Here is a 19,177-nt window from a genome sequence, read left to right on the forward strand (position 1 = left end):
CTATTTAAATTCAAGCTCCTCAACATGCTGGATTCGTATTTCCTCATCATCTACTTTAAACCTTGCTTCTAAATACAAGGAAGCACACGGTCTATTTTGAATGTCAAATTCATTGCTATATGGTGGGTGGTATATATTTCCTTTGTTTAGTTCCTTCGATACAGGACTTCCTGTATATTTGTGCTGCTGCTGATCCAGGGATATAGATACCAAGGGTGCTCGATGCTCAATTATTACGGGATTATCTCCAACATATTGAATGGAACTATAAACCTTAACACCGGCATCTGCATTTTCAATGCTTATATGTAAAATGAAGTCTCCCTCCTGCTTTGTAACTGTTTTATTTTCCACCAACTTTGCATTTGCATTTCCAAAACCTCCGTAAATAAGAGCAATAAATACAGCACCGATAACGATTATTATTAAGATAAATTTCTTTTTCACTGCTATCCTCCTCATATGCTCTATATATGTAAGACGATAGATACGTTAGGAATGTTTCAACTTTTTTCAAAATTTTTCATTGCTGGTTATAAAAGGAAAAATAACCATCGTATAATTCATTTGGTTGTACCTCATTCTAATTAATGATGATATACCAAAAAGGAGGATCTGTATGACTGTATCTAGCCAAGTAAAACAAACCATTGCAGGTCTAAAAAGCGCTCAAGCTAGCTTTGAACAGTTTGCGCTCCAAACAGAAAACAAACAGGCAAAGCAGCTTTATGAGAATGCTGCACAACAAACAATGGCTGTCTTACAAAGTGTCGAGCCACGCGTTCAACAATTAGAACAAGAGGAACCTCAATATAAAGGATTTTAAAATTTTTTAGGTAGGCAAGTTGTTGAGGCTGGGGTACCAGCCTCTCTTTTTACTAAACAAAAGTAGGTGAAAAAATGCAATTAGGTAAATGGTTATTGATTAGTGCATTCCTTTTTACACTAATTGGCTGTGGAACTGATTCTGCATTAGATCCACCGAGCAAACAAAGAAATGAAGACATAGATTTATCAGAGATTTCTACTGACCAGTCCATAAGTCAAGAACCATCTAATCGAGCAAAGGATATATTAAGTCATTATGACCAAATCACTACAATAAAAGCAGTGAATTCAGATAAAGAAATACTTATTGCAATCGAGATTAAGCATATGGAGCGCTTTAAACTTGCAAAAATCAGAGAACAGTTAACGAAAGAGATGAAAGAGGAATTTGACAATCTCAAGGTTGAGCTATCGACAGATAAGAAAATTGTTATGGAGTTGGATAAGCTTGAAAAAAACTTAAAAAAGCAAGTCTATCCTAAAAAAGATTTGCAGAAAAAACTGAATAAACTCGTTGAATTTTCAAAAGAACAAACTTAAATGAAAAGAGGGAGCATTCATGGCAGATAAAAAGAAGAAAAATGCACCGCCTGATGCCCAAGAGTATCAAGCATTTCAACAACAACGAGAGGTACAACGTCCAATTGTAAAAAATTGTATAAAGGCATTTTTTGTAGGTGGTTTTATTTGTTTCATTGGACAAATCATTTCAACCTTTTACATCTATTTCTTTCATTTCACTGAGCAAACCGTAGGCAATCCAACAGTAGCAACGTTAATATTTATCACGATGTTATTCACTGGCTTTGGTTTTTATGATCGAATCGGACAGTTTGCAGGTGCAGGATCTGCGGTTCCAGTAACTGGCTTTGGAAACGCCGTTATTTCTGCTGCCATTGAACATCGAACAGAAGGATTTATTTTAGGTGTAGGTACGAATATGTTTAAATTAGCTGGTCCAGTTATCGTTTATGGTGTATTTTCGGCCTTCGTCGTTGCTCTAATTAAAACAATCCTCATCCAATGGGGTGGATTATAATGTTAACCGGACATCAAACTTGGGTTTTTAATAATAAGCCAGTTATTATCTCTACAGGTACGGTTGGGGGGCCATTTGAAGCGAACGGCAATATACCTAATGATTTTGATTTATTACACGATGACATGTGGCTAAAACAGGATTCCTTTGAAAAAGCACAACAAACATTAATGGAAGAGGCTTGTCAAACAGCTGTTAAAAAAAGCTCAATTGAGAAGGAACAAGTTCAATTTTTTATTAGTGGAGATTTAATTAATCAAATAACACCAACAAGTTTTGCAGCAAAAACAATTGGCATACCTTATTTTGGTTTATTTAATGCTTGTGCTACTTCAATGGAGAGCCTTGCCCTTTCAGCTATGATTATAAATGCTAAAGGTGCTAATTATATTTTAAGTGGTACTTCTAGTCATAATGCAGCAGCTGAAAAACAGTTCCGTTATCCTACTGAATATGGGGGACAGAAGCCTCCTACTGCACAATGGACCGTTACTGGAGCTGGATGTGCTTTAGTATCCCAAGACGGGCAAGGGCCTAAGATTACATCTGCTACCATTGGTAAAATCATTGACATGGGGATAACTGACCCTTTTAATATGGGTGGTGCGATGGCTCCTGCAGCTGTTCATACAATTGAAACACATTTCAAAGAACGTAATATTGATCCCTCCTATTATGACTTGATAATAACAGGAGACTTGGGCCACATCGGAAGAGAGATATCCTTGGATTTATTAAAGAAAAGAGGCTTGTCCATTCAGGAAAACCAATACGTTGACTGTGGACTTACTATCTATAGGGAAGGTCAACCAGTATTGGCCGGAGCAAGCGGTCCGGCATGTTCAGCAGTGGTAACCTATGGACATTTTCTTAATCGAATGAAGAAAGGTGACCTTCATCGCATATTAGTAGTAGCAACAGGTGCACTCCACTCTCCGTTAAGTATTCAACAGAATGATCCCATTCCGTGTATCGCACATGCAGTTTCAATAGAGTCAGGAAGTGATGTATGATGATATTTTTCTGGGCGTTTGTAGTTGGCGGAGCAATATGTGTTATTGGTCAACTATTACTTGATGTATTGAAATTAAATCCTGGACAAACACTAACCATATTAGTTGTTTCTGGAGCTATCTTGGATGGCTTTGGATTGTATGAACCATTAATTGATTTTGCTGGAGCTGGAGCAACTGTTCCCATAACAAGTTTCGGGAATTCATTGGTCCATGGTGCAATGGCTGAAGCAGAAACACATGGATTAGTAGGTGTTGTAACAGGGATGTTTGAAGTAACCAGTGCAGGTATATCTGCTGCGATTATCTTTGGTGTTATTGGTGCACTCATATTCAAACCAAAAGGTTAGGAGGATGAAATATGACCGTTGGATCGCAAGTTAAAGGATGTTTCTCATCGATAAAAAGCATCGAGGCAACCTTACAAACATTAGCTGCAAAAACTGCCGATCAAGAACAGCAAACTGCGTTTAAACAAGTCGAGCAAATCATATCTGAAGTAAAAAATGATCTACAGCATCAAGTAATACAATTAACAAAAGATGAACCCCAATATAAATAAACTTGAAGTCAGAAAGGAAAGATAACCATGCCGGAATGGATAGTAGTAGTCCTGCGCTCATTTTCCTTGTTAATTATCTTGTTCTTCATGACAAAATGGCTAGGAAAAAAGCAAATTTCTCAATTAAATGTATTTGAATATATATCCGGAATCGTTTTGGGTGGTATCGTCGCTATTCATACCATTGATCCTAATGCAAACATTGTTTACGCCTTTCTCTCTATGTTTATATGGTTTATTGTTCCATTATGTGTGGAGTATGTCTCTTTAAAAAGCAAGCGGTTTCGCGATTTTACAGAGGGGAAAAGTACTGTTTTGATTCAGGATGGCAAAATCATGGAAGACAATCTTAAGAAAGAGGGATACTCTACGGATGATCTATTAGAAAAATTAAGAGACAATAATGTTTTTTTAGCTTCCGATGTTGAATTTGCCGTTCTGGAGCCATCAGGTTCACTGAGTGTACTTCCGAAGAAAGAAAATCAACCATTAACGGCAAAAGATCTTGGTTTAAACGTAGCTCCAGAAAAAGAACCACAAACTGTCATCATGGACGGAGAAATGCTATTAGAGCCATTGGCTAACTTATCATTAAATGTCAATTGGTTGGAAACGGAACTTGATAAACAAAATGTTAGTATTGAAAATGTATTTCTTGCACAAGCAGATAATCAGGGTCAATTATATTTGGATCTTTATGATGATAAACTCGCAGTGCCGTCTCCTTCAGAAATACCTCTTTTACTAGCAACGATGAATAAATGTCAGGCTGACCTTGAATTATTTGCCTTAGCGACAGAAAATCAACATTCAAAACAACTTTATGAGAGAAACAGTAAAAAACTCCAGCAAGCAATTGACTTGATTCGTCCTTATCTCTCCTGATAAAACAACCCAAACCATAACTTGGATTGGGTTGTTTTAATTATTAGTCTTTTTTCGGTCTCTAGTTTCGTGTAGAATAAAATAGTTATTATTATTTTAAACAGAAAGGAAGGCATACAATGAAAAATAAAGTAAAAGCCTATCGGTTTCCAATTATTTTACTAATCTCCATTGTCATTGGATCGATAGTTGGTCTTCTGCTGGGTAAAGATGCAGCGGTAATAAAACCATTGGGTGACCTTTTTATTAATTTATTATTTATGATTGTCGTTCCACTTGTTTTCTTTACGATTTCATCTGCAATTGCAAGTATGGATAGTATGAAACGGTTAGGTAAAATTATGGGTTCCATGCTTACTGTTTTTATTGTCACAGGTATTATTGCATCCGTATTTATGTTAATTGCTACTGTCATCTTCCAGCCAGGTAGCGGAGTCGATATCCCTTTATCACAGCCAGAATCAACACAAGAAGAAGCAAGCTTTTCTGAACAGCTCGTTGAAACGTTTACCGTTCCTGATTTTGTTGATATATTCTCTCGCGAAAACATGTTAGCACTTATTATTTTCTCTGTCCTGATTGGTGTAGCGACTGGATTAACGGGTGAAAAGGGGCGCCCTTTTGCTACGTTCTTATCAAGTGGCGCTGAAGTGTTCATGAAAATAATCCAACTGGTAATGTATTATGCGCCAATAGGGTTAGGTGCCTACTTTGCAGCTTTAGTAGGAGAATTTGGAGCAGATTTTATCGGTGATTACGCTAAAGCAGTCCTTGTATACTACCCTGTTTCCATCTTGTATTTTGCTATTGGATTCACACTTTACGCATTTATCGCTGGTGGTAAAAAAGGAATTGTCCGATTCTGGAAAAACATTTTATCCCCTGCAGCAACATCACTAGGGACAGGAAGCAGCATCGCTTCCTTACCAGTTAATTTACAAGCAGCTAAACGTATCGGTGTTCCAAAAGACATTCGAGAAACAATTCTCCCACTCGGAGCAACAATACATATGGATGGATCATGTCTTTCTGCTATGTTAAAAATCGCGTTTGTATTTGGTGTGTTTAATAAAGATTTTACAGGAATAGATACGTTTCTTACTGCAATTGGAATTTGCTTACTATCCGGAATCGTCATGAGTGGTATTCCTGGTGGTGGATTTATGGGCGAAATGATGATAATTACCCTCTATGGCTTACCAATGGAAGCATTGCCGATTATTTCTGCAATCGGTGTCGTAGTTGACCCACCAGCTACCATGGTTAATGTAACTGGTGATACGGTTTCTAGTATGCTAGTCACAAGGCAAATGGAAGGAAAAGATTGGATGGAAAAGGCGGAAGAGCCTGAAGCGATGACGTAACTAAAACTGGTTGACGATTACCGTCAACCAGTTTCCTAGTTAAGTTTAATTGCAACTTTGCCAAATTGACGATTCACTTGCAAATAATCAAAGGCTTCTTGAATATGTTGCAATGTGAAAGTAGTATCTACTACTGGATGCACCTTAAATTGGCGAATATGATCAAGCATTGCTACAAATTCCTGTCTACTACCCATTGTAGAACCTAGTAACTGATACTGACCATAGAAAAATTCTCGTAAATTGATATCCACGATATCATCTGTAGTTGCCCCAAAAATAACCATTCTACCACCTTTTTTTAATAGTTTTAATGAACGGTTAAATGTTGCTTGTCCAACACTATCAATGACTAGATCCACCGTTTCATCCGCCAAGCTTTCGTTCCAATCTGCATCATTATGCAATCCGATATCTGCGCCTAGGGTTCTCGCCTGCTCCAATTTTTCGTGACTTCTTGACGATACAATAACTTTTGCACCAATATTTTTCGCAAACGCCACTAGGAAAGTAGATACACCACTCCCTGCTCCTGGAATAAATACCGTTTCTCCTGCTTTTATTTGTCCTTTCGTGAATAAGGCACGGAACGCTGTTAATCCTGATAGTGCAAGTACCCCAGCTTCATCCCAACTCAAATGTTCCGGCTTTTTCTCTACTTGCCGCTTATCAATGGAAATTTTTTCAGCAAATGTACCATGATCAGGCATTCCTAAAATGTCAAAACGCTCAGGTGGTGCATCACGATTATCTTCCCAACGCAAGGCTGGATTAATGATAACTTCCTCACCTACCTGAACATTGTCTACATTCTCCCCTACACTTTCAATTATCCCTGCACCATCTGACCCTAATATTAAATCCTCTGTCGCACCCTTACGACGTCCAGGAATTGCTAAATCACGACGATTTAACCCTGCCATTTTCAATGAAACGACAACTTCATTCTCGTTTGGAGTAGGCTCATTCATATCTTTAACTTCCAATATACCGTTCCCATGTACAAATGCTTTCATTTATTTCTCCCTTCCCTTCTATGCTATTACATACTTTGGAATGCACCAAATTTCTCTAATTGCTTCATATCTATAATATCATGCGGATATAATGGAATAAAAATTTTTTGTTGTTTTGAAAATGTATGATGAATTAAATCAACATACTTTTCCTCATAAATGCTTCGCTGTAATAGAAACTCTCCATCTATCTGTTCTGGTAACACTTTATTAATAATTAATGTTTGTACATATAAATGATACTTCTCAAGTAATTGGATTGCTTTTTCCGTTTCTGCGATGGATAATCGTTCAGGATTTAGGACAAAAATATATCCTGTGATGCTTTGATCTAATAACAATGCTCTTGCTTTTGCGAATCGATCTTGCCTTTCTTTTAACACATCAAAAATAGGATCCTCCACAGGATTTCCATCATTTAATAACTGACTATAGTCTTGGTTGGTCTTTTGGCGACGCTTTATTAACCCTTCCATCCATACTCCCATCAATTCTGGGAGCGTTAGAAGACGAACCGTATGTCCGGTTGGAGCAGTGTCAATAACTAATTGATCAAAATGTACATTTTCATGTATAATAATGGAAATTAGTTTATCAAATAATGCAGCTTCATCTGCTCCCGGAGATGCTTTGGCAGTATCTAGCTGCCGGTTCACCTCTTCAACCATTCCTGTATGAACAAAATTTTTTATGTTTTCCTTTACTCCGTCAATATATGTCGTTGTTTCCAGATCAGGATCAATCTCAATTGCATATAATTGTAGATTGACATGTTTAATATTGCCGCCTATCTTTTGATCGAATATATCTCCTATATTATGTGCGGGGTCAGTAGAAACAAGTAATGTTTTTCTACCAGCTTTTGCGGCATTCCATGCAATGGCCGCTGCGGTAGTAGATTTACCTACTCCCCCTTTCCCGCCAACAAATAGGATTTTCTTTGTTAGATCGTTCATACAAATCTCCTTTCATGTCATATTAACAGCATCGAATACCTGATAAGGGTGATTTTTCCATTCCCATACGTAAATGCCAATCGTGGAATTTCTCTAACATAAATGGATACAGTTCTAATGTATAATAAAAAACTGGGTTAGGAATACCGACCATTTCTGAGTATAATAATAATAAAAACACATCGTCCTCATTTCTTAATTCACGTGCAATTTCCTGACGATGCGGTATTTCCAACATCTCTTCATACAACTGAAGGATCTTCTTCATCTGATCAAGCATGTATATTCTCCTCCTTGAAAAAAGAAAAGGGATCGTAGTGATCCCTTTTAAATTTCGAGCGAATTCTCCTCCTTTTTAGTTAAAACAGAGAAAGCAGTAATAATAATCCATAAAGCGAAGATCAAAATAATTGCGCCAAAGATAAATAACAACGTATTTGGTGCACTTCCCATCCATGACCATTCAAATAAAACTTGTTGAATCATTGCGTACAGCGTCATGAACATAACAAATACCATTGGAATAATTACCACTGCATAATTCCTACCTAATCGTTTTAACCAAACCGCAATCAGCATTAAACTGATAACCGCTAGCAATTGATTGGCTGTTCCGAATAATGGCCATAACTGATATCCACCTGAGCCAAAGCCTTTTGGTCCTTCAGGGAGTAATACTAAAGCTGCACTCGATACGACGGCTATGGTTGTAGCGACATGTGTCTTCGTTAAGGCAGGAAGACGATATTCAATACCTAACTCCGCGATAATATAACGCATCAATCTAACAGACGTATCTAACGTGGTTGCTGCAAAACTAACTACAATAATAGATACGATCGTAACTGCTATATCTGGTGGGATGGCTAATCCGCCAGCTAGACCTGCAGCTCCTTCTACAAATGTTCCAAGGCCAACCGCATTCGCATCAGAAAAACTAGCATAAGTTGCCATAAACTCATCCGTACTAGTAAAGAACGTAGCAACCGCAATAATGGATACTAATGCAAGAACCCCTTCCCCAACCGCACCAGCATATCCTACAAACCTAGCATCCGTTTCTTTATTTAGTTGTTTAGATGACGTTCCTGAGGATACAAGGCCATGAAAACCGGAAATAGCTCCACAAGCAATAGTGATAAATAATAATGGTAACCAAGGAGTATCCGGATTTTCATTTGTTATCGGTGCTGTCATTTCAGGGTTAGTGAATAACAGGCCTAAATACAGGATTCCCAGACCAACTACAAGCTGATGCGAATTAATAAAATCCCTTGGCTGTAACAATTTCCAAACCGGCAATGTAGATGCAATATACACATAGACCATTAAAATGACGATCCAAATTAAAAATGCAGTCGATACTGCTCCTAGTCCAAATAATCCACTTCCACCTTCTCCACCCATATACTGCACAAGATCGATTTGTAAGAAATCGACTTTGCTAGCTACTACTGCAGTTAAGTACATGATAGCTAATGCTAATATAGAAGGTAGAAGCATTTTCTTATTTCGTTTGTAAACTGCATATCCTATCCAAATAGCAAGTGGTATTTGAATGAACACTGGTAACACACTGGCTGGATAAGAAATAAACAAATTGGAAATGACCCATGCAAATACTGCATTTACCATGAGCACAAGAATTAAAATAATAAATAAAAACAAAATCTTTGCTCGTTGACCGACTAATCGGTGCGCTAATGTACCAACTGACTGACCTTTGTTTCGAACAGATAAAACAAGCGTACCGAAATCATGAACTCCTGCAGCAAATACGGTTCCCAAAATCACCCATAAAAATGCTGGCAACCACCCCCAATAAACCGCAATAGCTGGTCCAAGAATCGGTGCAGCCCCTGCAACTGAAGTAAAATGATGCCCCCATAACACGAATTTATTTGTAGGAACAAAATCAATTCCATCCTTATAACGGTGCGCTGGTGTAACGTAATTAGGGTCTAATCGAAAAATTTTTTCTGCTACAAAACGAGAATAATAACGATAACCTAAAGCGAAAACCAACATCCCTATGAAGGCAACCAAAATTCCGGGCATAGTATCCCTCCCCCAAATAGAATTAAACCAGTCCAAAATATGGACGTCCTTGTTTAACGCTATGTGTAAACGCTTCATTTTAGTACTTTTTTAGTAATAAATCACAAATTCAGAACCATGAAAAAGGGATTATCTCTATGAAAAATGGAGGTAATTCCTTTTTCATACTTTATTCAGAAAGGAAACAGCGCTTTACACTCATTAAAAGGAACACTCAAAACGGATACGACTGAACTTTATAAAATAAATACCGCGACAATGGTAGCCACTATTAACCCAACCATCACTGGTATAAAATTCTTACGAACAAGTTCCATCACGGACACGCCACAAAAACCTGCAATTGCAATTAAAGAGGACCATGCCACCAATGTTCCCCCTCCAGTCCAGATAGAACCCATTTGGCCTATAGCAGCAAGCGTTGTAACATCAATGGAACTGTTTTGTAAGGAAGCAGCTAATGCCCCTGTTAAAGGCAACCCCGAAAAACCAGAACCATCTAATCCAGTAATAATACCTATAATTAAAATACTTAGTGCTGCTAATAAGGCACTTTGCGGTAATATCGATTGTGTTGATTGAACAAGGTCAAATAAAAATGCTGGCGGATTTTCCTTAACTCCTATAATGTCAGCAGAAAAATCGGAACTTCCTAAAAAGAAAAATCCTGCAATAGGAATTACTGGGCCCATTGCTTTAAAAGCAAATACAAAACCATCCGTAATGTGTGTAGTAATGTAATCTAGTGCATATTGTTTACGAAAAGCGATCGTTGATAACAAAAGAAGGATAACGGCTACCCCACCTACAAAAGCAGCACCATCTCCACCTTCCAAACCAGTCATTCTGCCAGATAGCAATTTTTCATATACCATGTAGATTACGACACTTGCTAACGCTAAAGGAACTAATATTGCAAAAAGTCTACTCCAAAACTGTAGCCTGTAATCTCGTTGGGAGGAATCCTGTGTTAATTGCATGTTTTCAAGTTCTTGTTGATTGCGAGGATCCCCTTTTTTTCGAATCATTTTACGATACATTACATAAGCAATGCCTAAAGCAATAAAACCCGTTATAAGGGAAAGGATTAAAGACTTATCTGCAACTTGTGCCGTATCCACACCGGCCGAAGTAGCAGAGAGATTAGGAGCTACCTGAACGATATAATCAGAGGATAGAGCCATGCCTTGGCCCGCAATAGCTATAGCGACTGCCGCAGTTATCGCAGGGAGACCGGATTGGATAGCCGCAGGAACAAGTAAAGCACAAATTAATGGAACCGCTGGTGTTGGCCAAAAAAACAAAGAAATTAAATAAGTAATCCCAACAAGGACAAAAAAAGATACATGCCCATTAATCATCATTTTTTGGATCGGTTGGATCATACGTTTATCTGCTCCTAAATCCCTTAACGAATGTAATAGTGCCAACATGAAAGTAATAATTAAAAAGATACTAAACAATTCTTGGGCCGCCACTAGATTCGCTTTGAAAATAGCTGTAAAACCATCTATAATACTTCCTTTATAAACCCAGGCGATAATGAACGTACCGAGTAACGTTGGTAATACAATACCTTTTCGCAGAATCATAGTGATAATAATAGCAAGCGTAAATAGACCATATAATATATGGGAAATCGAAAGCTCCACATCTATCGCTTCCTCTCTGTTGAATGTGCTATAGCCTATGCAAAGCGTACATGTTTAGTTCTTATCATAATGGGAATACATAATATTGAAGACAAAAAGGAGGTTTTTTAATATGAAACCATTTATTAAAGAATATACAAATGATGAAAAATTAAAGGCCGATATTCAAGTACTAAAAGACAAAGGAATTCATAAAGATGATGTATATGTTCTATCTCATGATGATGATCGTACCAATCGTTTAGCTGGGAGCGCAGATGCAAATACGATCGGCATCAAAGAAATGGATATTGGCCATGCTGTCGGTAATTTCTTTAGCAAAAAAGGGGACGAGCTTCGAACAAAATTAACTGAAATAGGTTTCTCACAGGCTGAAGCCGAAAATTATGAAGAGGATATGGATGAAGGTAAGGTTCTATTAATTGTTACAAATAATGAAAATGTAGATAGCTATCTACAAAAATAGACAACCCCATTGGTTGTCTATTTTTTCTTGCTCATTATTATGTGAGCAGGTCGTTTATACTAAGTTGTCAATCGAAGTAGCGTTCTAGGTTGCTTATGAAATAAAAAGAAAACAAGTATAGCACTTAAAACAAAACTAGGTAGAATATACGAACCATTATATAAGAAGGAGTATATCCATACATTCATCCCTTGGACAGCTGATTCAAAAAAGACAACACCTGCAATAAAATGAGCGATAAAGCGCAAAGCAGATCCTATAAACACACCTAGCGAGATATACAAAAGATACTGTTTGCTATTTCCTTCTTGTACAGTTTGTTTTATTTTTCCTGAAAATACACCTGCAAACCCTAATACTGTAAAGGCAATGGCATAATCAATAAATCCTTGTAACGGATGCAGTATATACCCTGTTCCTACAGCAACCTGAAGCACTCCCCATAAAAACCCTGCTAGCAAGCCGCCTTTTAATCCCCAGCGAAAAGCAACGATAAAAATAGGAATCATCGCAAATGAGATAGACCCACCCTGAGCCCAAATTTTAAATGATAAAAATGGTATTAGGTCTAACAACAATGCAAAAGCTGCAAAAATTGCTACCTCTACTAAAAATAATGTACGTTTCATTTCTTTTCTCCCCTTTTTAAAGCGGTTATTTTCTTGTTGGCCAATGTCAACAAGGTATATATAACAACAAAAAAGCAATGCCAAGGGGAAGACTTCCTGATGGGGATTCCGCTCACATTGCTTTTATTCCATCAAAAAAGCCACCATCCCTACGCTAGTACTAACTAACAGGTTCGAAGGGTAAGAACAATGTATATGTTCACTCTCAGCCGATCGGCTCCCCCTGCAGACTTTTACATTTTGCTTTTTCTGTTATTGTTTCTAGGAGTATTGTACCTGACTTATCCATCGATTACAACTAAAATTAAATCGAGAGATATTCGTATACATCATTAATACAAAGCTGAATCGCATCTTCCCAAAAAGCGGTAGCAGTTAGATCAACTTGTAAATGTTTATAAGCGAGATCTTCGACTTCCATCCTGCCTGTATCACGTAAAAGTTTGATATATTCATCCTCAAAATCATCACTTTTCTGTGCTATTGCATAAATTCCAAGGCTGAATAAATATCCAAATGTGTAAGGGAAATTATAAAACGGGACACCTGTCATATGGAAGTGCAGTTTAGAAGCCCAGAAGTTCTCATCATATTCTTCTAGTACATCACAGTAGGCTTCCTTTTGAGCGTCCACCATCAGTTTATTCAACCTGTTAACAGAAACCATACCTTGCTTTCTCTCTTCATAGAAACGCTTTTCGAACAAAAATCGCGCATGAATATTCATAAAAAACGCAATACTGCGCTGGATTTTATCTTCTAACAAGCCCTTTTTCTCATCCGTTGACTGCGCATACGTCACCGAAGCATCTGCAACAATCATTTCAGCAAATGTTGATGCTGTTTCGGCAACATTCATTGCGTAACGTTGGTTTAGTCCATTCACATCGTTCATCACATGTTGATGATACGCATGTCCAAGCTCATGGGCGAGTGTTGCAATATTCGAAGACGTACCAGAATAAGTCATGAATATTCTTGTCTGACCGCTCTCTGGAAAACTGGTGCAAAACCCACCTGGCCGCTTATCAGGCCGGTCTTCCGCTTCAATCCAACGGTTATCAAAAGCCATGCGGGCAAAGGCGGCCATCTTCGGGCTGAAACGATGGAAATGTTTAATAATAAAGTCTGCTCCTTCTTGATAACTAAATGTTTTTACTTCTCTATTAATTGGAGCATTAATATCATAGATGCTTAATTTTTTTAAATCTAAACGTTCTGCCTTTTTATTTAAATATGTAACAAAATGGTGCTTATTGTTATTAATAGCGGTCCACATCGCATCAAGTGTTTTTTTCTTCATACGATTTAGTTCAAGTGGTTCCCTAAGTACATCATCCCAGTTTCGATGTGTGTATTTCTGTAACCGGAAACCAGCTAAATGATTGAGCGTCTGACTAAATAAATGTTCATTAGTCTTCCACGCCCTATTCAATTGATTAAATACATGCTTTCGAAAGTCACGATTTGGATTAGCTAATTTATTGGAAGCCTGTCCAATAGAGTAAGATTTCGTAGTCTCCTCTTCCTTAAGCCGAACTTCCATCTTACCAACAATAGCTTGATACATTTGATCCCAAGCATGATAGCCATCAACTGCTAGATCATTTATTAATGCTTCCTGTTCTATCGGGAGTAATCCCTTTGCTTGTTCTCTAAATTCATTTAGTACAAATTCCAAGTCATTTAAATCATCCTGGTTGCGTGCGTTCTGCCATGTATCTTCAGGAATCTGAACTAACTTTTGATTAAAACTGGTTTGAATTGCTTCAAATTTAGCTTTTAATTCACTTCGTTTACTAACTAATAAACTTGCCTGCTCATCTTTTACATTTTGAGCACTTAAACAGCTTATAAATGCGGATGCTTCTCTAAACTTTTTATTCACCTTTTCTAAATTATTAACCAATATCCTTAATCTTTTGGTATCCACGCTTTCCTTATCGGGATTATACTGGCTTACAATATCTGCTAAGTCCGTCAATTCACTTTCCAATTCTTGTAAATATGTAGAAAAATCCGCTGAATGACTTCCTCCAGGAAAAATGATGTCAAGGTCCCACCTCAGATTATTCGTTTGTTGCATGTTATCGCTCCTTATGAAATAAATTCAAGCTTCTTCTTTAGTATACCAAAATAATGAATATTTTCATTAGATAAATAATTCTCACATCATAATCAAGGAATATGTACCAGTGGGATGGAGTCCCACTGCATGGTTAACTTTTTAATCCCTTTTTACTTGAAGCTGCAAGACCATGAGCATGAAGTATTTGTTTTTGCTTCGCGCCATTTCTAGTAACATAATTGTTTTTAAACCAGGCAATTACCGCTGTACCTATTGTAAATACAACAGACATCAATTCTTCTAACAATTCGCTGTTGATTGGCAGCGGTGATTTACCAAAGATGACTAATATTTGGTTTGTCAATGCAATTAATAATGCAATGGTTCGAAATACAGTCCCCTTATCCATCCGTTTCTCCCCTTTTAAAAATCATGTTATGTATTAATATTATTTTCAAATTGTACTAGTAATGGAACGGCCATACCCCACTTTTGTCTGTTTGATCAACTAAACTACAGGGTATGGACAACTAAAACGAATTATAATAATTACTTGAAAACACAAATTTATTATTTTATACTTAGTTACATAAAGTAACTTATTAATTTTTATTTGGAGGGATTTATATGACTAAAACCATTTGGAATGTAGACACCATTCATAGTGAAATAGGCTTTTCTGTGAAGCATATGATGATTTCTAAAGCGAAGGGTTCATTTAACGATTTTAATGCAGTTATCGAAGCTAATTTAGATGATTTAACAGATTCAAAAGTTGAAGTCACTATTGATGTTAATAGCATTGATACACGTAATAAAGATCGCGACGACCACTTACTTTCTGCAGACTTTTTCGATGCTGAGAATCATCCCAACATCACATTTGCAGCTTCTTCCATTACAAAAAAGTCTAGTACAAATTACGATATCACTGGTGATCTAACGATACGTGGTACAACAAAACCGGTTACACTTGACGCTGTAATTGAAGGGCAAAGTAAAGATCCTATGAGCGGTAATATGGTTGCTGGATTCAGCGGCGAAACTACTATTAACCGTAAAGACTTTGGTTTAACTTGGAACGCAGCTGTAGAAACTGGTGGCGTATTAGTGGGAGAAGAAGTAAAGATTCATTTTGAAATCGAAGCACATAAACAAGCTTAAATAAAAATAAAAAAACAGTACTTCTAACCGAAGTGCTGTTTTTTTATTTCTTAACGTCAATGCGTTATCCATCAAGATTTATCACATGAAAAAAACCTGTCAGCATCTTCATGTTCAACAGAGGTTACCTTCTATTTCCTGTAAAATGCTCTGCCGACTCAGAAGAAAAAATCCGCACCATCATTTTTCCATTTCCAGCTTTCGCGCGAATGAGAACTGGTTGATTATATTTATTTTTGAAAGTAAAATCTGGCCCCCACCAGCTAACAGTTGCATCTCTTCCAGGGGGAACATACGGGACACTTCGGCTATGTGCATACCGTTCAACGATTTGAATGCCTTTTAAATCCACTGCGTTGAAGAGGGTTGATGATACTTGGCATATACCTCCTCCAATACCTTCAGATAATTCTCCTTTTACAATAACTGGCGCTCGCTTATAACCTCTATTAGTCGTTCTTTCACCTACTACCTCATTAAAAGAAAATACTTCTCCTGGGAAAATAACATGATTATTGATTGCTTCTGCAGCTAATGCAATATTATGAGACCTTTCCTTATTCCCCTTTTTAAAATAAGTTACATAGCTGCCTAATTGATTTGTTCGAATTTCTTCCAATAAAGCCTTATCAACACGAGGATAAATTGGCTGCGTTGGGACATGGAATCCTTTAGCATCGTGATTATAAAATGTTTCTCTAAATTGAATATGAAACTGGTCCTCATCTATCGTAAATCCCGGTTTTTCACTTATGATACGACCATCATCAGCTATCTTCGCATTCGTTGGCGCCTCATAGACCCTTTTCTTTAAATTGGTTAAGAGGGTCGCTAACTTATCCTGATTAATAAATGGTGTATCGGTATAATCAAGAGAATATTGATCTACTTCTAATTTTTCAATATAAATCGGCTTCGTATCTTCCGTTTCCTCAGCAGACAGGTTATATGGCAAGAAAATGATTAGTAACACACAACATATTTTTATTAATTTCATTTAATGACCTCCCTCAATTAGTATGAGAAAGTCTAGGAGAAGTCATTCGAAGAATTATTTCTAGGAAGTAAAACGTTATTGTTTACCAATACAACCATGCTCTAGTACAAAACACCATAAAAAACCACCTCGTGTAAATACACAAGGTGGTTTTTTCCTTACCTAAAGTCTCTAGAGTCTTCCATATAATCACTTAATACTCTATAGCCAATTACCGAAGCTATTACAAAAAATATCCCGCACAATGTTTTATTTTTCATTTCCCAAATACCTCCTCATTTGATTTCCTTGTTCTTTTTAAAATGAGTGTCTTAAAACGGACGAAATTTTCCTTTTTTAAGGACTAATTTAGTACCGCCCATTAGGAATAGTGAACGATTATCTACTACCTTTTTCATTGCTGCAGCTGCTTTTCCTTGAAGTTTGTAATCATCGAATACATTACCAATTCCATCAGACATACCGAGTGAAGCTACTGTCCCTTTATCATTAAAAACAAAGTCAGTTAACGGCTGATTTGTAAGTAATGCGCTTAAGTTAGCAGCAACAACGTCTGCTTCCTGCATTGCCAATTGTCCAGTCGGCGGATATGGACGATCTGCTTTTTTGTTCCAAACCCAAGAGCAGTCCCCAATCACAAAAATATTTTCTTCTCCTTGCATACGTAAGTCACTATCAACATTAACTTTTCCTTTTGTTAATTCAAATCCTGATGCACCTAAGACAGAGCTTCCTTTAACTCCACCAGTCCATACTACTGTTCCAGCTTTAATTAGCTCTTTGTCATCACCAACAATAAATCCTTCTGGAGTACATTCAGAGATTGGGGCGCCAATACGAATCTCTACCCCGCGATCTTCAAGCGATTGTTTTGCATAAGCAACCAATTCCTTATCGAACATCGGCAAAATAGAAGGAGCAGCTTCTACATTAATAATGCTTACTTTGTTTCGATCAATATCGTATTTTTTACATAATTCAGGGATACGATCTGCGAGTTCTCCTACGAATTCAATTCCTGTAAAACCAGCACCACCAACTAGAATGTTTAAGCTATCATCATCAACATTCTCTTGCGAATTATATTTTGCAAATTGATATTCTATGTGTTCACTAATTAAACGGCTGGAATCAATATCTTCGATTGCAAAAGCATGTTCAGCCATTCCTTTAATTCCAAAGTCATTTGATTCAAAACCAAGTGCAACAACAAGGTAATCATATTCAATCTCACTATTTTCTAAAACTACCCGTTGTTCATCTTTATTAATTTTTGTTACTGCATCATATACGAGTCTTACCTTGTTTGGATTAATTACATCGCTAATCATTACTCGTGCTTGATTAGGATTAATCGTTCCAGCAGCTACTTCATGTAACCAAGTTGACTCGTAATGATAATTATGTTTATTTACTAATACAATTTCCGCTTGTTCCGGTGATAGCTTTTGTAAGAGACGCTTAGTTGTGGTTAAACCAGCATATCCTGCGCCCAGAACTACTATTTTTGGTTTGTTTAAACTCATAAAACTTCCACCTTCCTATACTTTACATTCATTTTTACAGGAAAAGCGCTCTTTCATATAAATCATGATATCAATATCTCATTCAGAATCGCTTATACCCATTTTTACAATATATTAATCATATCAAAATTTTTATATTTAGGCTAATAATCCAGTGACAATTTTCCTTCCAGCAGTTATTTTATCTCTTAAAGCAACCTTTTCACCCGCTGATGTTAAAATTTTACACTTGAAATAAAACGCTTTCACAAAAATATGCTATAATCATATATAGTTATGTAAATCAACAGAAAGGAAATTAAAGGTGGGAAAGATTCATGAGTCAAACAAAAATTCGCGTGATTAATAGCATGGGTGAGGAAGTTGCACATAACGGTATGGAATTAGGTGACATTATTGTAAAAGGCCACGGCACATTACAACATGCAACAAACCATTCTTCAATGGAAGACGGCTGGATCTATACGGGTGACAAAGGGATTATTGACGAACAGGGTAATATTCAAGTCAAAGAGCCCTATAAAGATATTCCTAATGATCAAGGAACTATTTCAACTGTAAAGCTGGAACAATTATTATCACAACACCAACAGATTAATGAGGCAGCGGTCGTGCCTATCCCCCATCAATCACTTGGTGAAATAGCACATGCTTTTGTTGTGTTACAACCAAATCAGTGTTTAACTGCTCAAGAGGTGATGGACTATTGTAGAAACAATATAGAAGAAGCTTATTGTCCACATTCTGTTTCATTTGTAGAAGAATTACCAAAAACTTCAAGCGGAAAAATATTAAAAGTTGAACTGCAAAAATGGATATAAGCAATCTGATTACCTAAAAAGATGGGATTGACAGTTTACAGTCATACTGGGATAATAGGATAGATAAAATGATACGGTTACCTTTAATTCAGTCCCGTGAGACTGCCAAGGTGAACAGATAAGAATCTGTTTG

The 19,177-nt window shown here is 37.0% G+C and carries 22 protein-coding genes and 1 riboswitch; of the genes, 11 read left to right on the top strand and 11 right to left on the bottom strand.

The window, feature by feature from the left end; genetic code table 11:
* The gene (locus BN990_RS12475; RefSeq protein ID WP_021291759.1) at window positions 1-447 is read right to left on the bottom strand and encodes a hypothetical protein; all 447 of its coding nucleotides are present in this window, start codon (window positions 445-447) and stop codon (window positions 1-3) included.
* 172 nt (window positions 448-619) lie between these two features.
* Between BN990_RS12475 and BN990_RS12480 the strand changes: the two genes are divergently transcribed.
* From BN990_RS12480 to BN990_RS12515, 8 genes are all read left to right on the top strand, one after another.
* Window positions 620-826: a DUF1657 domain-containing protein gene (locus BN990_RS12480; protein ID WP_021291760.1), complete on the top strand. Its 207-nt coding sequence runs from the start codon at window positions 620-622 to the stop codon at window positions 824-826.
* A 74-nt stretch (window positions 827-900) separates the two neighbouring features.
* Complete coding sequence (locus BN990_RS12485; protein WP_021291761.1) at window positions 901-1,368, top strand: hypothetical protein; 468 nt, start codon at window positions 901-903, stop codon at window positions 1,366-1,368.
* A 19-nt stretch (window positions 1,369-1,387) separates the two neighbouring features.
* Entirely contained in the window at window positions 1,388-1,867 is a 480-nt protein-coding gene (spoVAC, locus tag BN990_RS12490; protein WP_021291762.1) for a stage V sporulation protein AC, read from the top strand.
* Window positions 1,867-2,880 (top strand): stage V sporulation protein AD, encoded by a 1,014-nt coding sequence (gene spoVAD, locus BN990_RS12495; protein ID WP_038244578.1) that lies wholly within the window; start codon window positions 1,867-1,869, stop codon window positions 2,878-2,880. The genes spoVAC and spoVAD overlap by 1 nt, the downstream gene beginning before the upstream one ends.
* A complete protein-coding gene (gene spoVAE / locus BN990_RS12500) occupies window positions 2,880-3,230 on the top strand; it encodes a stage V sporulation protein AE (protein WP_031335622.1) in 351 nt (116 codons plus the stop codon). Before spoVAD ends, spoVAE begins: the two co-directional genes overlap by 1 nt.
* Before the next feature lie 11 nt (window positions 3,231-3,241).
* Window positions 3,242-3,442, top strand: coding sequence for a DUF1657 domain-containing protein (locus BN990_RS12505; RefSeq protein ID WP_038244582.1), 201 nt, complete (start codon window positions 3,242-3,244; stop codon window positions 3,440-3,442).
* Window positions 3,443-3,469: 27 nt separating this feature from the next.
* Window positions 3,470-4,327 (top strand): DUF421 domain-containing protein, encoded by an 858-nt coding sequence (locus tag BN990_RS12510; RefSeq protein WP_021291766.1) that lies wholly within the window; start codon window positions 3,470-3,472, stop codon window positions 4,325-4,327.
* 119 nt (window positions 4,328-4,446) lie between these two features.
* Window positions 4,447-5,691, top strand: coding sequence for a dicarboxylate/amino acid:cation symporter (locus BN990_RS12515; RefSeq protein WP_021291767.1), 1,245 nt, complete (start codon window positions 4,447-4,449; stop codon window positions 5,689-5,691).
* A gap of 35 nt (window positions 5,692-5,726) precedes the next feature.
* On the opposite strand, the gene BN990_RS12520 is transcribed toward BN990_RS12515, so the two are convergent.
* The 5 genes from BN990_RS12520 to BN990_RS12540 form a co-directional block, all read right to left on the bottom strand.
* The gene (locus tag BN990_RS12520; RefSeq protein WP_038244585.1) at window positions 5,727-6,707 is read right to left on the bottom strand and encodes a zinc-binding dehydrogenase; all 981 of its coding nucleotides are present in this window, start codon (window positions 6,705-6,707) and stop codon (window positions 5,727-5,729) included.
* Window positions 6,708-6,733: 26 nt separating this feature from the next.
* Window positions 6,734-7,663, bottom strand: a complete 930-nt coding sequence (locus BN990_RS12525) for an ArsA family ATPase (RefSeq protein WP_021291769.1) — start codon at window positions 7,661-7,663, stop codon at window positions 6,734-6,736.
* A 22-nt stretch (window positions 7,664-7,685) separates the two neighbouring features.
* A complete protein-coding gene (locus BN990_RS12530) occupies window positions 7,686-7,943 on the bottom strand; it encodes a cory-CC-star protein (RefSeq protein WP_021291770.1) in 258 nt (85 codons plus the stop codon).
* Between the two features lie 47 nt (window positions 7,944-7,990).
* Window positions 7,991-9,721: a carbon starvation CstA family protein gene (locus tag BN990_RS12535; protein WP_021291771.1), complete on the bottom strand. Its 1,731-nt coding sequence runs from the start codon at window positions 9,719-9,721 to the stop codon at window positions 7,991-7,993.
* A gap of 236 nt (window positions 9,722-9,957) precedes the next feature.
* On the bottom strand, window positions 9,958-11,373 hold the full coding sequence (locus BN990_RS12540) for a membrane protein (RefSeq protein ID WP_038244588.1): 1,416 nt from the start codon (window positions 11,371-11,373) through the stop codon (window positions 9,958-9,960).
* Window positions 11,374-11,485: 112 nt separating this feature from the next.
* Between BN990_RS12540 and BN990_RS12545 the strand changes: the two genes are divergently transcribed.
* A complete protein-coding gene (locus BN990_RS12545) occupies window positions 11,486-11,839 on the top strand; it encodes a general stress protein (protein WP_038244591.1) in 354 nt (117 codons plus the stop codon).
* 59 nt (window positions 11,840-11,898) lie between these two features.
* Here the strand turns inward: BN990_RS12545 and thiT are convergent, their stop codons facing one another.
* From thiT to BN990_RS12560, 3 genes are all read right to left on the bottom strand, one after another.
* Complete coding sequence (gene thiT, locus BN990_RS12550) at window positions 11,899-12,468, bottom strand: energy-coupled thiamine transporter ThiT (RefSeq protein ID WP_021291774.1); 570 nt, start codon at window positions 12,466-12,468, stop codon at window positions 11,899-11,901.
* Between the two features lie 129 nt (window positions 12,469-12,597).
* Window positions 12,598-12,702: riboswitch (TPP riboswitch) on the bottom strand.
* 70 nt (window positions 12,703-12,772) lie between these two features.
* Window positions 12,773-14,554 (bottom strand): M3 family oligoendopeptidase, encoded by a 1,782-nt coding sequence (locus BN990_RS12555; protein WP_038244594.1) that lies wholly within the window; start codon window positions 14,552-14,554, stop codon window positions 12,773-12,775.
* A gap of 133 nt (window positions 14,555-14,687) precedes the next feature.
* Window positions 14,688-14,945, bottom strand: a complete 258-nt coding sequence (locus tag BN990_RS12560) for a phage holin (RefSeq protein ID WP_021291776.1) — start codon at window positions 14,943-14,945, stop codon at window positions 14,688-14,690.
* Between the two features lie 218 nt (window positions 14,946-15,163).
* Between BN990_RS12560 and BN990_RS12565 the strand changes: the two genes are divergently transcribed.
* Complete coding sequence (locus tag BN990_RS12565) at window positions 15,164-15,700, top strand: YceI family protein (protein ID WP_021291777.1); 537 nt, start codon at window positions 15,164-15,166, stop codon at window positions 15,698-15,700.
* 124 nt (window positions 15,701-15,824) lie between these two features.
* Here BN990_RS12565 and BN990_RS12570 read toward each other — a convergent pair whose 3' ends face one another.
* Entirely contained in the window at window positions 15,825-16,697 is an 873-nt protein-coding gene (locus BN990_RS12570) for a VanW family protein (protein WP_038244597.1), read from the bottom strand.
* Window positions 16,698-17,008: 311 nt separating this feature from the next.
* Entirely contained in the window at window positions 17,009-18,223 is a 1,215-nt protein-coding gene (locus tag BN990_RS12575; RefSeq protein ID WP_021291780.1) for an NAD(P)/FAD-dependent oxidoreductase, read from the bottom strand.
* A 317-nt stretch (window positions 18,224-18,540) separates the two neighbouring features.
* Between BN990_RS12575 and BN990_RS12580 the strand changes: the two genes are divergently transcribed.
* The gene (locus tag BN990_RS12580) at window positions 18,541-19,044 is read left to right on the top strand and encodes an AMP-binding enzyme (protein WP_021291781.1); all 504 of its coding nucleotides are present in this window, start codon (window positions 18,541-18,543) and stop codon (window positions 19,042-19,044) included.
* Window positions 19,045-19,177 lie beyond the last annotated feature (133 nt).

It is taken from the genome of Virgibacillus salexigens (assembly GCF_000723585.1).
Classification (GTDB): Bacteria; Bacillota; Bacilli; order Bacillales; family Amphibacillaceae; genus Virgibacillus; species Virgibacillus salexigens.

Coding starts and splice junctions, on each gene's coding strand:
- BN990_RS12480 (WP_021291760.1), top strand. CDS start 620: ATGACTGTATCTAGCCAAGTAAAACAAACCATTGCAGGTCTAAAAAGC.
- BN990_RS12485 (WP_021291761.1), top strand. CDS start 901: ATGCAATTAGGTAAATGGTTATTGATTAGTGCATTCCTTTTTACACTA.
- spoVAC (WP_021291762.1), top strand. CDS start 1,388: ATGGCAGATAAAAAGAAGAAAAATGCACCGCCTGATGCCCAAGAGTAT.
- spoVAD (WP_038244578.1), top strand. CDS start 1,867: ATGTTAACCGGACATCAAACTTGGGTTTTTAATAATAAGCCAGTTATT.
- spoVAE (WP_031335622.1), top strand. CDS start 2,880: ATGATATTTTTCTGGGCGTTTGTAGTTGGCGGAGCAATATGTGTTATT.
- BN990_RS12505 (WP_038244582.1), top strand. CDS start 3,242: ATGACCGTTGGATCGCAAGTTAAAGGATGTTTCTCATCGATAAAAAGC.
- BN990_RS12510 (WP_021291766.1), top strand. CDS start 3,470: ATGCCGGAATGGATAGTAGTAGTCCTGCGCTCATTTTCCTTGTTAATT.
- BN990_RS12515 (WP_021291767.1), top strand. CDS start 4,447: ATGAAAAATAAAGTAAAAGCCTATCGGTTTCCAATTATTTTACTAATC.
- BN990_RS12520 (WP_038244585.1), bottom strand. CDS start 6,707: ATGAAAGCATTTGTACATGGGAACGGTATATTGGAAGTTAAAGATATG.
- BN990_RS12525 (WP_021291769.1), bottom strand. CDS start 7,663: ATGAACGATCTAACAAAGAAAATCCTATTTGTTGGCGGGAAAGGGGGA.
- BN990_RS12530 (WP_021291770.1), bottom strand. CDS start 7,943: ATGCTTGATCAGATGAAGAAGATCCTTCAGTTGTATGAAGAGATGTTG.
- BN990_RS12535 (WP_021291771.1), bottom strand. CDS start 9,721: ATGCCCGGAATTTTGGTTGCCTTCATAGGGATGTTGGTTTTCGCTTTA.
- BN990_RS12545 (WP_038244591.1), top strand. CDS start 11,486: ATGAAACCATTTATTAAAGAATATACAAATGATGAAAAATTAAAGGCC.
- thiT (WP_021291774.1), bottom strand. CDS start 12,468: ATGAAACGTACATTATTTTTAGTAGAGGTAGCAATTTTTGCAGCTTTT.
- BN990_RS12555 (WP_038244594.1), bottom strand. CDS start 14,554: ATGCAACAAACGAATAATCTGAGGTGGGACCTTGACATCATTTTTCCT.
- BN990_RS12560 (WP_021291776.1), bottom strand. CDS start 14,945: ATGGATAAGGGGACTGTATTTCGAACCATTGCATTATTAATTGCATTG.
- BN990_RS12565 (WP_021291777.1), top strand. CDS start 15,164: ATGACTAAAACCATTTGGAATGTAGACACCATTCATAGTGAAATAGGC.
- BN990_RS12570 (WP_038244597.1), bottom strand. CDS start 16,697: ATGAAATTAATAAAAATATGTTGTGTGTTACTAATCATTTTCTTGCCA.
- BN990_RS12575 (WP_021291780.1), bottom strand. CDS start 18,223: ATGAGTTTAAACAAACCAAAAATAGTAGTTCTGGGCGCAGGATATGCT.
- BN990_RS12580 (WP_021291781.1), top strand. CDS start 18,541: ATGAGTCAAACAAAAATTCGCGTGATTAATAGCATGGGTGAGGAAGTT.